We start from the raw sequence: 13,199 nt of genomic DNA on the forward strand, positions 1-13,199 counted from the left end.
TAGTAATTATTTAACACAAAATGAAAAAAATCTTAACAGTAGCAAGCGTATGCGCAATCGCATTAGCTTCTTGTAACAAAGACAACGTAGGACCTAATTCAGATTTGAATGCTGGTTTGCCAAACAAACCTCAGGCAAAGATCCCAACAGATGCTGCCGGTATTATTACTAAAACTACGCTTTCTGCAGATACCGTATGGAAAATTGATGGAGTTGCTTTCGTAAAGCCGGGTGCGACATTGACAATTCAAGCGGGTACTTACATTACTTCTGGTAATACTAAAGCCTACACTGATAATGTCTCTGGAAAAACACACGATATTAAGGGAGTATTAGTTGTTCCAAAAACAGCGAAATTGATCGCTAATGGTACTGCTGCATCGCCTATCGTGTTTACTTCTCCGAATGCATCTGGATCCCGCAATCCTGGCGATTTCGGTGGATTGATCATATTGGGATCAGCAACAACAAACCAGCCTGCGACAACAAAAATCGAAGGATTACCGCAACCAATAGGAACAGATGTATCTTATGGTGGTTCTAGTCCAGCAGACAATTCAGGTTCATTGAAATATGTGCGTATTGAATTTGCCGGTTACAACTTGAACGATAACAATGAAATCAATGGATTAACGCTAGGTGGTGTTGGTAGCGGAACTACCCTAGAAAACATTCAAGTATCCTGGGGTAAAGATGATGGCTTCGAATTCTTCGGAGGTACTGTAAATGCGAAGTACTTGGTTGCATTATCGAATGACGATGATGACTTTGATTTCGATCATGGATACACTGGAACAATTCAATATGCCTTATCATTAAAGGATCCTAATTCAACAAATAGCACATCAAGCGGTAGCTCGGATTCAAACGGTTTGGAGTCGGATAACGAAGGTACAGCGCCATATGCAGCGACACCTAAGACTCGTCCGGTATTGAAAAATTTCACATTCTTGGGTATTAAAGATGCTAGTGTAGCTACGACTAAGCTGAAATTTGGTAACCGTTGGAGAAGAGCTTCACAGTATGATATTCAAAATTCGATTATCGCAGGTTATGCCACAGGTGCTGCATTTCAGGATGGTGCAACAGGTACTTTTACAGGTAATGTTGTACATGCTTATACTGCGGCATTCAGTGGTGCTACACCTACAGGAAACCAAACAAATGTGTCAACAGATGCAACGACATATTTGAATTTAGCAGGAGCTGGAAATATTTTTTATCCAACAACATCTACATTTAATCCTGCTTTTTTAAGACCATTGTCAACTTCACCTGCATATGGTGATGGAAGTACAACTTATAAAGGTGCATTCCATCCGACAACTGCTCCTTGGACTGCAAACTGGACTCAATTTGCTCCAAAAACTTATTAATATTGATTATTTAATTGAGTGAGCCATGCAATGGCTCACTTCTTTATCCTTTATAGATGATTAAAAATTTATTTCTCTGTTTTATAGCCCTTTGGATTGGATCCCTATTGTCTTCCTGTCAAAAAGGTGAACCTATTGTAGAAACTGAAGAATTGGCCCGGATTGCTTTTAGATCCTATAGCACTGCGTCGGTGGATGTAAAAAGAGTAACGATAGATGGAAAAGTTGCTAATCCAAGCGATGCTAATTTTATTTTTATACGAAATAAAGATGCCGATTCTTCATCGGTCGTTGCATATAATAGTAATGATCAGGTCGTCCTAGAGCAACGGCTTCCGCTCAAATCAGGATTAAATACCTTTGGTGTACATAGTAAAAGTCCCATTGATCCGTCACTCGTTGTTGGGCCAAATCCCTTGGGAGATGATGTTGAATCGATTCCGCGTGTGAGGCAAGTAAAGATCTTAAATTATAATAAAACAATTTCACCTAATGGTGAGCCAATTCGATTGGCGGTTTATCAAGGTAAGCCTGTCTATGATGAAAGTTGGGGAATGGATATGGTCAAGTATGACGAAAATCCAATCCTGATTACCGACTTGATATCAGATAAAATTCCCGAAGAATTTATCAAAATACCGATTGACGCTACTTTTGTGCCAAAGGCGCAAGTATTAGATAAGGATTTAAAACCGATCCTTATAGATGGACAAAAAGTCTTTTTGTTTTTTAATTTTTCGGTAGATATCGGTATTGTATATCTCCCTCAAAAAGAATCCGATGCATATTTTGATGTTGATGCATTCTCAGAAATTGGAGGGATAGGCTATGGTTTGGATAATATCTGGCTACAGAAATAAAACTCATTACAAAACAAGCACAGATACCCGTCAACACTTACATCAATGGTAAACCATTAATTCAAAAAAATAGTCATTATGAAAGGCATCAATGCTATAAAACATCGCAATTTATTTGCTATCTCCCTGAAAATTCAGGGAGATGTAGATCAGTCCGTTGATGCGGCTGCGCTGCTATCCTTAAGGAATGAAATGGCGGAGCTGAATGAACTTTATCGGCAATATTTGGAACAGTTGCAGCAGCTGGAAGACATCGTACAGTACTATGAATCGAAGGAGCGAACCATTCGTTCGAAAATCTTGTCTCCTTCTCTTCGCAAATTAGCCAAAAATGGACAGACTGGAGCCGATCTACGTATGATCATCACCTCATTAAATTCTTGTGCCCACTGATAAAATTATTTTTCGGTCTTATCCTCTGTACTCACTTCGATAGGTATTACCTGATAAGTACTTCCTCTATATTTTGGGGATAAAATGTTCGTCTTTTCTGTTGTATTGATAGTGCCCTTGACTCTGGTGTCTTTATCACGAATTGTTCGTAACACTTCCCGGATCAATGGATCTCTGGTGTCACCTATTGGGGTCAAAGGTAAAAAGGCAAACTCGTCGATCTTGGTAGAAGGAGTAATTCCGTTGCTATAATCTCCTTGTCCCATTTTATTGTATATTTTATAGATCATGGGAATCAAATGCCAAGCACGTTCAGTGCCATGAATTTCCTCAGGTGTAGATAGCGTGGTCGATGCCATATCTTTTCCATAGGTTTTATCGCCAACCTGTACAACCTGTACATAGGGATGTAATCCATTAATTAACATTTCGGACGCAGATGCCGTGTTTGGCCCTGTGAGTATAAAAATTCTTTTTAAATGTAAACCTTGTTTTAGAACATCTTTTGCTGAAAATGAATAGCCATCGGGCTGACCTTGCAGTGCTGCTGCGAAGCTGTCTTCTCTATTTTTGATATTTTTGTTGCCTTGGTATTTGGCAAAAATGTCGTTTTCCTTGATGTCTGCCAATAAGAGTGCGCAAAATGAGGCGAAAGCAACCTGTCCACCGGGGTTATAACGTAAATCGACAATAAGTTCTTGTACCTGTTGGGACTTGAAATTTTGGACCGCTTCCAATAATGAATATGCCCCACTAAAGTCAAATTGACTTAAAAATATATAGCCTACCGTGGGGGAGGAGGAGATGAGTTTAGCGGTATAGAGGACAGGCTGGGAAATATAGGAAGAAGGCAGATGAAAGATTTTGCCATCGTTTCGCGTCAAATGCATTGCCGGTAAAAGCAAGGATTTGCTTAGTAGCGATTTCAGGTTGCTGTGGTCGATAGGCTCGTTGTTGATGTGGCTTATGCTGTCTCCCCGTTTGAGTCCCATTAAATCTCCTTCGCTGAAGGGAACAATCTGGGTGATCAGTTGGATGGTTTTACCTGTTGTTTGGAGTTGTACCATATCGAATCCAAAAGTATTTGTTAGCGTATTTCCATAGGTATCACTATTTAGGGTTTGTAAGATAGTGGAAAAATGATCTTCGGGGTATAGGATACTTTTGAAAAATAAATCTGGACTCTGTTGGTAATCTTGGGTTGATCCAATTTTATCATTCCAGTAGTAGTAGCGTTTCATTTGGTCTAATGTCCACTGGTTGATGGTTTCATTTGAGCCGGGTTGGTGAAGTGATGGATCCTTTTCACAAGAGGAAAAAATCAACGAAAAGAAAGCCAATACAAGAGCATGGGGTCTACGCATTTTTTAAATTTTGCTTTATTAAAAATACGTGTTATGTTGTTTGTTTGGAAGTTATCTTTTTGTTGCTCAAATGTTGATTTATTTTAAATAGGGGGATCCTTTTACGTTTACCTTATCAAAGAATAAGATTTCGATAAGAAAAGGAGTAATAAAAAAGGCATCACGTGAAGTGATGCCTTTGGCTTGTATGAATCAAAGAATATCGATTAATAAAGCGTGAACTCTACGCGACGGTTTTGTTGACGACCATCAGCGGTTTTGTTTGATGCGATCGGTTGGTCAGGGCCATAACCTGTCGCTTCAATACGTGATGCATTAGCACCTTGAGATACTAAATAAGCTTTTACCGATTCAGCGCGTTCTTTTGATAAACGCATGTTCAATTCACGGGAACCTGTATTATCGGTGTGACCAGCTAGTTTTAAGCTAAAATTTTTCTCGATTAACAGTTCGGCTACTTTATTTAATGTCGCGTATGACGTAGGACGTATGGTTGCTTTTCCTAAATCGAATTCCAGGTTTTTAATGGCATCTGCAACGACTTTTCGGTCAGCTTCTGTCACAACAACCTTTTCAACCACTCTAGTTTCGTTTTTCACAACGATTGGACAACCTGCACCGTCTACTTGTACACCTGAAGGTGTGCCTGGGCATTTGTCATATTTGTTAGCTACACCATCGCCATCATCATCTTTCAGGTCACTGTTTAGGCCATCCAATTGATTTTGTAGTGCTTGGTTTTTAGCATTTAAAGCATCATTTTGTGCTTTAAGATCATCATATTTCAATGTGTAGTCGTTAACTAAGGTCGCTACTGGATTTGAATTGTTCAAAGCCGGTTTGCTACCATTACCCAATGCAAATTCTAAACCACCATGGATGTAAGTAAACAAGTCATTCTTATATTGACCACCTTGAATACCGTCAAAGTTTTGGTTAACCCAATTTAACTGATAACCCAACTCGAAGTTGATCCCTTTGGCAACAGCAAATTTAAGTCCCATGTCCAATGGTACGTAAATTTTGGAAATGCCATCCGATTCTTGGGAAGTTGTTCCTGTCGTCAACGTAGTTTTGCTGTTCATCACACCAACACCTATTGATGCATAAGGTTTGATGAAACTGTTAAAGAATCTCCAGTTGGTATTGGCTGCTTGGAACTCTCCAGATAAGGCCACTGACCAAGGGGTCTTTGCCTCGAATGACTGATCTGCTGTTTTCGTTAAGAAAGCACCTCCTGTTTTACCTCCGAAATAACTTCCTTTAATACCGAACGAAGGAGAAATTTGTTTTTTAATATAGGCACTGTAACCCAGGTTCCATGCCAAATCTTCATAACCTGCACGGTTGAAACCAGCAATATTGGTTTGATTAGTCACCCCTGCACCGATACCAATAGACCATGTTCTGTATTGCGTAACCGGACCAAATGGTGTTGTTCCTTCAATGGATGATCCCTTCGCATTTTGAGCAATTGCATTATTGGCAAATAAGCCCGCTGATGCTAGAGCAAGTACTAATTGTAATTTTAGTTTCATATAATTTGTGTTTGTATAAACCGATGCAAAAGTAATAAGTTAAAAATTAAATTCACTATAGGTTTGTAGTTGAAATATGATATTTGGTAAATAAAAAGGTGTTTCTATTAAAAACACCTTTTTATTAGTGTAATTTGTTAGTTATTAATAAAGTGTAAATTCAACACGGCGATTCTGTTGACGACCCGCTGCGTTTTTATTGGATGCAATCGGTTGGTCTGGACCATATCCAGTTGCTTCGATGCGCGACGCGTTAGCACCCTGAGATACTAAATATGCTTTTACAGACTCTGCACGCTCTTTAGATAAACGCATATTTAATTCACGTGAACCTGTATTGTCGGTGTGACCTGCGAGTTTTAAACTAAAATTCTTCTCGATCAATAATGCAGCAACTTTATTCAATGTTGCATACGAAGTGGAGCGAATCGTTGCTTTACCTAAATCGAATTCTAAGTTTTTGATCGCTTCAGCAACAACTTTTCGATCGGCTTCGGTAACGACTACTTTTTCAACAACTTTGGTTTCGTTTTTCACAACAATTGGACAACCTGATCCGTCAACCTGAACACCTGAAGGTGTGCCCGGACATTTATCATATTTGTTGGCAACACCGTCACCGTCGTCATCTTTTAGATCATTGTTTAGACCGTCCAATTGACCTTGCAAAGCTTGGTTTTTAGCATTCAATGCATCATTTTGAGCTTTTAGATCATCGTATTTTACTGTATAGTCATTCACAAGGGTTGCGACAGGATTTGAATTATTCAACGCAGGTTTGCTGCTGCTGCCTAAGGCAAACTCTAAGCCGGCATGTGCGTAAGTAAATAAGTCATTTTTATATTGTTGATCAACTGTTCTGTTGTCAAATCTTTGGTTTGCCCAATTCAATTGGTATCCCAATTCAAAGTTAATACCTTTGGCAACAGCGAATTTCAAACCAAAATCTGCGGGAACATAGATCTTAGAATAAGAATCTCCATATTCACCTTTGTTACCACCAGCGATTGCAGCAGTTTCAGCATTCATTACCCCAACACCAATCGATGCATAAGGTTTAATAAAACTGTTGAAAAATCTCCAATTCGTGTTTGCTGCTAAAAACTCACCTGATAAGGCAACTGACCAAGGAGTTTTGGTTTCGAATCCAGTTTGCTTGTCGCTGTTATCATAACCAGCTGTCTTTCCGCCAAAATAAGTTGCTTTTAATCCGAATGATGGCGAGATTTGTTTCTTGATATAAGCACTATATCCTAAATTCCAGTCTAGTTTGTCATAACCACCATTGTTAAACTTGGCGATATTCTGCAAGCTTGTTACACCGGCCCCTACACCGATAGACCAGGTTCTATATTGTGTTGCCGAACCTAATGGAGTTGTGCCTTCAATAGATGCTTCTTTTGTGCTTTGCGCAAAGGATGCGGTGGATAAAATTCCTGCCGCAACAAGTAATCCTGATTTTTTAAGGCTAATTTTCATAATGCGTGTTTGTAAAATTATCTACTATAATACTGTTGTTAAATTAACTCACTGAACACTCTTGCAATAAATTTGCCAAAAATTATTTGGTTACTCTACTCGCCCAAAAAAGTTTGGCACCTCAATTTCAAAAGCCAGATGCTTAACAATATTTTCTGTAAAAATGTTTTGGAAAAAAGTCTTTCTGCTTTTTGTGATCAAAATAACATCGATATCTTCATCCCGGATAATGGTATGGATACCGTTAGCAATATTCTCTCGTGAACCTGCAAAATAACTTGGCGACTTGATGATATAGGAAATATCCTCGATACCAGTTTCAGCAATAATCTGTTCAATCCAGTTTTCAAGTTTTTCTCCTAATATATTGATTTCTAGTTCGTTTTTATTGATATGTATGAGCTGTAAATGGAAATTTTTCCCATATAATGGTATCGCTTGTTTAAGCACTTCAAGTTCACCGGGTTTGAAATTTGTCAATAGAGCGATGTTGTCATTTTTGAATTTAATCGCGTTTTTTGGGATGGCTAGAACAGGGATCTTTGACTCTTTAATGACATCATATGTATTGCTTCCAATCAATACAGATTCAAGTCCGGTCACTCCTTTTGTACCCATAATCACCGTTTGATAGACCTCTTTTATCTCTTGTTTATCCAGTGTTTCAGCCAAAATACCGTTGGCAAATAAGGTAGAAATTTTAAGCGAAGGATATTCCTGTAGAAGTTCGGCTACAAGTTTTTCCATCTGATGACGAGCTTCTCCCTCGGTTGGGTCTACTAAATGCTTCGCATTTGCAAATTTGTTGATATGCGAAGTGAACGAATGAAAGAGTGTAATCTCATCATTTGTTGTCGTCGCAATTTGAGCTGCATAAAATGCGGCAACTCGTGCGTTTTCGGAATAATCTACTGGTATTAATAGTTTAGACATGGCTATAAGGTTATGCTTTAGTAAAAAATATTGGAACTAAGGGGTGACTAAATAATGCTTTTGCAACGGAACGCGTAAAAACACGTTCAAAGAACGATTTCCTCGATCGTGTCACCAATAATATGTTGATCTTTTCCTCATGGATCATCTCATTAATCACTTCCGGAACCGTATCTAAGTCCTCAATGTCGCCTTGTATTGAATCCACTTCAATAGCAATATTGGTCACACCAATATATTTTTTGATCTTATATTTCCATACTTCAAGCTTGTCTTCGATTCTGTTTTCTGATGAATGATCGTAGTGAACATGCATAAGTTTTAGTTCAAAGTCTTTGCCGATAATGTTGACAAAATCCTGCACGGTCTGTACCTCTTCTTCTTTAAAATTAGACAGTAAGCCAACTTTGTCAATAGGTGTAAAGGACGCTTCAGTTGGGATGGCCAAGACAGGTATTTTGGCTTTTTTGCTAATGACATAGGTCGTGCTGCCAATAAGTTGGCTATCGTCATTGGTGATGCCTTTAGTCCCCATGATAACAAAATCAAATCGATCAGGAGTGGCAAATTCCGGTAGTGTTTCTGTTATCATACCACGCTCACATTGGGTGGTTATTTCAAGTGCAGGATGTTGTAATTTTATTGATTCTGCTAGGTTTTTGATAAGGATATCAGCTTTGAATGTTTGGGAAGTTGCCTCGTTACGGCTGTTTTCTTCCTCAAACACTGCTGAAGCTGAAGTGTAATTGTGATAAAGGTGGAGAGAATACCCCTTTTCGAGGGCAAGGTCCACTGCGTAATTTACAGCATTATTAGAATGAGCCGAAAAATCTACCGGTAGTAGAATGTTTTTTTTCATTAGAAGGAATTTAATCTACAAAATCTAATCTTATATATTTTGCATATAGGGAATGTGCGTGAAAGTGCACTAGATTCCCTATTTTACTATCAAATGTAATAAAACAAATGTAATTGTGAATGACCTTAAGTCAAATAGTTTTTTTTGTTTTACGTATTGAATTTGACTCGCTTTAGACAAATATGAATAACGAATAACACTTTTAAAATGTTGTATTTAATATCAGTTTGTGATTTCTGTCATATCTAAAATAAGTGTACCCTAATTGTCTGTATGTTATCTCCTGATTTTTTTGTTTGAAAAGTCAATATTGATTTTTGCTCGTTTAGAGAAAACAGTCGTTTCAAGGTCAATATATGGAATTCTACATTGCATAACCTACCAATTTTGAGTAAGTTTGCACATATTTTTAGATAATTAAATGACAAGTAGAGAAATTCGTCAAGCCTTTCTGGACTTTTTTAAAAGTAAAGGGCATCAGATAGTACCTTCAGCACCAGTAGTTGTAAAAAATGACCCGACATTAATGTTTACCAATGCGGGGATGAATCAATTCAAAGATTTGTTTCTTGGTGAAGCACCCATCAAATTTCCGCGTGTTGCCGATACGCAACGTTGTTTGCGTGTTTCCGGAAAGCACAATGATTTGGAAGAAGTAGGGATCGATACCTACCACCATACGTTGTTTGAGATGTTGGGAAATTGGAGCTTTGGTGATTACTTTAAGAAAGAAGCTATTGCTTGGGCTTGGGAGCTGTTGACAGAAGTATATAAATTAGACAAAGATCGTTTATATGTCACTATTTTTGAGGGGGATGCAAAAGAAGGCTTAGAACGTGATATGGAAGCTTTCGATTTCTGGAAAGAATGGATTGGTGAAGATAGAATTCTCCTGGGTAACAAAAAAGATAATTTCTGGGAAATGGGCGAGACAGGGCCTTGTGGACCTTGTTCCGAAATCCATTTCGATATGCGTAGTACGGAAGAGCGCGTACAGACTTCAGGGCAGAGTTTGGTCAACGCAGACCACCCTCAAGTAATTGAGATCTGGAACCTTGTTTTCATGCAATTTAATCGGTTGAAAGATGGTTCACTTCAGTCGTTACCAGCTAAACATGTGGATACGGGAATGGGCTTTGAGCGTTTGGTGCGATGTATACAGGGGAAGACCTCCAATTATGATACAGATGTATTTACGCCTACCATTGATTTTATTGCTGAGAAATCAGGTATAAAATATGGTATAGATGAAAAGTCTGATATTGCCATGCGGGTAGTGTCTGATCATATTCGTGCGGTTAGTTTTGCAATTTCCGATGGTCAACTGCCATCCAACAATAAAGCTGGCTACGTGATCCGTCGTATTTTACGTCGTGCAGTACGCTATGCGTATACATTTTTAGGCTTTAAGGCTCCTTTTATCAATGAACTTGTACCTGTATTGGCAGCTCAGTTCGCCGGAGTATTTGACGAATTGATCCAGCAGCAGGATTTTGTGCAGAAAGTAATCTTGGAAGAAGAAGTTTCATTCTTAAGAACTTTATCTACGGGCGTACAACGTTTTGAAAATTATGTGGAGGACCACAGCGTAATTAACGGGGATTTTGCTTTTGAATTATATGATACTTATGGATTCCCGATCGATTTGACGGAATTGCTAGCGCGCGAAAAAGGTTTAACGGTTGATATGGAAGGTTTCAACCAAGCACTTCAAATTCAGAAAGACCGTTCTCGTGCTGCCACTGCTATAGATACGGGTGATTGGGTTGTGGTAAATGATGAAGAAGGATTTGAATTTGTAGGCTATGATACGTTAACTGCCGTTACTGAGGTTATTAAATACCGTAAAGTTGTTGCGAAAAATAAAGAGCAATTTCAATTGGTGCTTTCTGTTAGTCCTTTTTATGCCGAAGGTGGTGGTCAGGTAGGCGACTCGGGAGAATTGGTTTCCGAAGAAACTGGAGAAAAGATTTATATCACAGATACGAAAAAGGAAAACGGTCTATTTGTACATTTTACAAACAAATTGCCGCTGGAATTAAAAGGAACATTTGTTGCACAGGTCGATAAAACCAAAAGAATCGATACTGAAAACAATCACTCCGCAACCCATTTGTTGCATGCTGCCCTTAAGCAGGTGTTGGGAAGTCACGTGAATCAAAAGGGATCGTTGGTCAACGCTGATATTTTGCGCTTTGATATCTCTCATTTTGCAAAAATGACAGAAGAGGAGATCAAACAGGTGGAAGATATTGTCAATGCCAAAATTCGTGAAAATATTCCACTGAAGGAGGAACGAAATGTCCCTTATCAACAAGCATTGGATTCGGGCGTAACAGCACTATTTGGTGAGAAGTATGGCGATTTTGTTCGTGTAATCACCTTCGAAGATCAATATTCTAAAGAATTGTGCGGTGGTACACATGTTACAGCAACGGGGCAAATAGGTTTTTTCAAAATTGTTTCTGAATCTGCTGTAGCGGCTGGTGTACGTCGTATAGAAGCAATTACTGGAACTCGCTCTGCAGCTGTTATCCGTGAGCATTTCGAATTGGTTCACCACCTGAAAGAGCTGATGAATAATCCGAAAGATTTTGTTTCTGCACTGGGTAAAATCATCGATGAGAATGGTGCTTTGAAAAAAGAGGTAGAGAAAAGTATTACAGAAAAATCCTTAGCGTTAAAGTCAGATCTGGAAGCAAAGATCCAGCAGGTCGGCGAGATTAATTTCTTGTCCACAATCGTCGATCTACCGAGTGCAGAGGCGGTGAAAACCTTGGCTTATGCGGTAAAGGGGGCTGTTAATAACTTGTTTCTGGTTATCGGCGCTGAATTTGATGGTAAACCAAGTTTGACCGTTGTCATATCAGACGAATTGGCCAAAGAAAAAGGGTTGAACGCAAGTAATATTGTGCGTGATTTGGCTAAGGATATCCAAGGTGGTGGCGGTGGTCAGCCATTCTTCGCAACAGCTGGAGGTAAGAACCCCGCCGGATTAAAAGGTGCCATTGAGCGAGCAATAGATTTCTTGAAATAAATTTTAGGGGTAGTTGAACAGGCTACTTAGCTAAACTAGGATATAAATAGATGATTTTATTTCCTAAATATTGAAGCCATCAGATTTATTCGACTTCTTCCTTGGAGGATCCGAATAAATCTGATAGTTTTTACGATTCTTTAAGCTGTGACATGTAGCGTGAATCAAAGAGAGCAAAGCCATTTGCGTAATTGGGAATAGGTACTTAACAAATAAAAATAAACGGATGAAAAAGGCAGTTTTTTTAGCAGTAGGGATCGTTGGTTTGATGATGGGTTGCCAAAATAAAGAACAGTTTACCATCGCTGGAAATGTCGAAAATCCTGGCAATATCAAAGTTATTTCATTGTATGAAGGTGATACCAAGCTGGATTCTATGTTTTTTGGCGATAATAACAAATTTCAGTTCGTACGACCTGCTAGCCAATCCAGATTGTTGTCCTTGCGTGTCGGTAAAAATCGGTACGATTTAATTGCTTCTCCGGGGGAGACAATTACATTTAAGACAGATTTGCATAAAGATGTAAATGATTACCAGGTTGATGGTTCTGAATTGTCAAAGACTATACAGCCTTTTGCCAAAGAGCGAAATTATCGCGATTATCTACAGGACTCATTGCAGACGGTGTTTTCAAAGCTAACGGCCAATTCCACAGCAGCTGAGATCGAAAAGATTCGTGCTGAATATAAATCAAAGTTTGCAGAAGAATTGCGTGCATATACAAAAAAAGCAGTCGATTTCTCGAATAAGCACAATGATCTTGCAGGTTTTTATGCAATCTCTACCTTAGATCCTGAAGTAGCCGAAAATGAAATCATTACCTATGCAGATAAAATAAAAAATGAATTTACGGAGAACAGATATGTAACACAGTTTAAAGAGGAGACCCAAAAACTGAAAAAAATGGCAATTGGGCAACCTGCTCCTGAGTTGACTTCTTTTACACCATCAAACAAAGAAGTTAAATTATCGAGTTTTAAAGGGAAATATACTTTGGTGGATTTTTGGGCTTCATGGTGTATGCCCTGTCGCCAGGAAAACCCTAATCTCGTTAGGTTGTACAATACCTATCATGGTAAAGGCTTTGATATACTCTCCGTTTCATTTGATGATAATCCTGGTTCGTGGATGCGTGCTATCGAAGATGACAAGTTAACTTGGACACATGTGTCAGATTTGAAGGCTTGGAGCTCACCGGTTGTCATTGATTACCGTGTTAAAGCCTTGCCTACCTCATACATTCTCGATCCGAACGGCATTATTATAGCAAAGAACTTGCGTGGAGAGGAACTGGAGGCATTTTTGAAGAAAACAATTAAGTAATCAATGTGTTATTGTTAAATATTATATTACTTAATA

At 38.7% G+C, this 13,199-nt stretch carries 10 protein-coding genes; 5 read left to right on the forward strand and 5 right to left on the reverse strand.

The features are described from left to right. Positions 1 to 20 precede the first annotated feature (20 nt). The 3 genes from L1283_RS04135 to L1283_RS04145 all read left to right on the forward strand — a co-directional run bounded on the left by L1283_RS04135 (position 21) and on the right by L1283_RS04145 (position 2,629). Positions 21 to 1,376: a hypothetical protein gene (locus L1283_RS04135; protein WP_429625797.1), complete on the forward strand. Its 1,356-nt coding sequence runs from the start codon at positions 21 to 23 to the stop codon at positions 1,374 to 1,376. Between the two features lie 56 nt (positions 1,377 to 1,432). After that, positions 1,433 to 2,236, forward strand: coding sequence for a hypothetical protein (locus tag L1283_RS04140; RefSeq protein WP_429625798.1), 804 nt, complete (start codon positions 1,433 to 1,435; stop codon positions 2,234 to 2,236). A gap of 78 nt (positions 2,237 to 2,314) precedes the next feature. Beyond that, complete coding sequence (locus L1283_RS04145; protein ID WP_429625799.1) at positions 2,315 to 2,629, forward strand: hypothetical protein; 315 nt, start codon at positions 2,315 to 2,317, stop codon at positions 2,627 to 2,629. 5 nt (positions 2,630 to 2,634) lie between these two features. On the opposite strand, the gene L1283_RS04150 is transcribed toward L1283_RS04145, so the two are convergent. From L1283_RS04150 to L1283_RS04170, 5 genes are all read right to left on the reverse strand, one after another. Further along, a complete protein-coding gene (locus L1283_RS04150; protein WP_429625801.1) occupies positions 2,635 to 3,993 on the reverse strand; it encodes a S41 family peptidase in 1,359 nt (452 codons plus the stop codon). 206 nt (positions 3,994 to 4,199) lie between these two features. Further along, the gene (locus tag L1283_RS04155) at positions 4,200 to 5,531 is read right to left on the reverse strand and encodes an OmpA family protein (protein WP_286736433.1); all 1,332 of its coding nucleotides are present in this window, start codon (positions 5,529 to 5,531) and stop codon (positions 4,200 to 4,202) included. 144 nt (positions 5,532 to 5,675) lie between these two features. After that, on the reverse strand, positions 5,676 to 7,010 hold the full coding sequence (locus L1283_RS04160) for an OmpA family protein (RefSeq protein ID WP_075991683.1): 1,335 nt from the start codon (positions 7,008 to 7,010) through the stop codon (positions 5,676 to 5,678). A 90-nt stretch (positions 7,011 to 7,100) separates the two neighbouring features. Further along, entirely contained in the window at positions 7,101 to 7,943 is an 843-nt protein-coding gene (locus tag L1283_RS04165) for a universal stress protein (protein ID WP_341832711.1), read from the reverse strand. A gap of 10 nt (positions 7,944 to 7,953) precedes the next feature. Beyond that, positions 7,954 to 8,802, reverse strand: a complete 849-nt coding sequence (locus L1283_RS04170) for a universal stress protein (RefSeq protein ID WP_341832710.1) — start codon at positions 8,800 to 8,802, stop codon at positions 7,954 to 7,956. A 421-nt stretch (positions 8,803 to 9,223) separates the two neighbouring features. Between L1283_RS04170 and alaS the strand changes: the two genes are divergently transcribed. Together alaS and L1283_RS04180 are read left to right on the forward strand one after the other, a co-directional pair. Then, positions 9,224 to 11,839, forward strand: coding sequence for an alanine--tRNA ligase (alaS, locus tag L1283_RS04175; RefSeq protein WP_429625803.1), 2,616 nt, complete (start codon positions 9,224 to 9,226; stop codon positions 11,837 to 11,839). Between the two features lie 226 nt (positions 11,840 to 12,065). Then, positions 12,066 to 13,163, forward strand: a complete 1,098-nt coding sequence (locus tag L1283_RS04180; RefSeq protein ID WP_333626351.1) for a TlpA family protein disulfide reductase — start codon at positions 12,066 to 12,068, stop codon at positions 13,161 to 13,163. Positions 13,164 to 13,199 lie beyond the last annotated feature (36 nt).

This window comes from Sphingobacterium sp. HSC-15S19 (assembly GCF_050433745.1).
In the GTDB taxonomy this organism is placed as follows: domain Bacteria; phylum Bacteroidota; class Bacteroidia; order Sphingobacteriales; family Sphingobacteriaceae; genus Sphingobacterium; species Sphingobacterium siyangense.

Bases quoted from the DNA above. Each gene is read 5' to 3' on its own strand.
- L1283_RS04145 (WP_429625799.1), top strand. From the start codon at position 2,315: ATGAAAGGCATCAATGCTATAAAACATCGCAATTTATTTGCTATCTCC.
- L1283_RS04140 (WP_429625798.1), top strand. From the start codon at position 1,433: ATGATTAAAAATTTATTTCTCTGTTTTATAGCCCTTTGGATTGGATCC.
- L1283_RS04170 (WP_341832710.1), bottom strand. From the start codon at position 8,802: ATGAAAAAAAACATTCTACTACCGGTAGATTTTTCGGCTCATTCTAAT.
- L1283_RS04165 (WP_341832711.1), bottom strand. From the start codon at position 7,943: ATGTCTAAACTATTAATACCAGTAGATTATTCCGAAAACGCACGAGTT.
- L1283_RS04155 (WP_286736433.1), bottom strand. From the start codon at position 5,531: ATGAAACTAAAATTACAATTAGTACTTGCTCTAGCATCAGCGGGCTTA.
- L1283_RS04180 (WP_333626351.1), top strand. From the start codon at position 12,066: ATGAAAAAGGCAGTTTTTTTAGCAGTAGGGATCGTTGGTTTGATGATG.
- L1283_RS04160 (WP_075991683.1), bottom strand. From the start codon at position 7,010: ATGAAAATTAGCCTTAAAAAATCAGGATTACTTGTTGCGGCAGGAATT.
- L1283_RS04150 (WP_429625801.1), bottom strand. From the start codon at position 3,993: ATGCGTAGACCCCATGCTCTTGTATTGGCTTTCTTTTCGTTGATTTTT.
- L1283_RS04135 (WP_429625797.1), top strand. From the start codon at position 21: ATGAAAAAAATCTTAACAGTAGCAAGCGTATGCGCAATCGCATTAGCT.
- alaS (WP_429625803.1), top strand. From the start codon at position 9,224: ATGACAAGTAGAGAAATTCGTCAAGCCTTTCTGGACTTTTTTAAAAGT.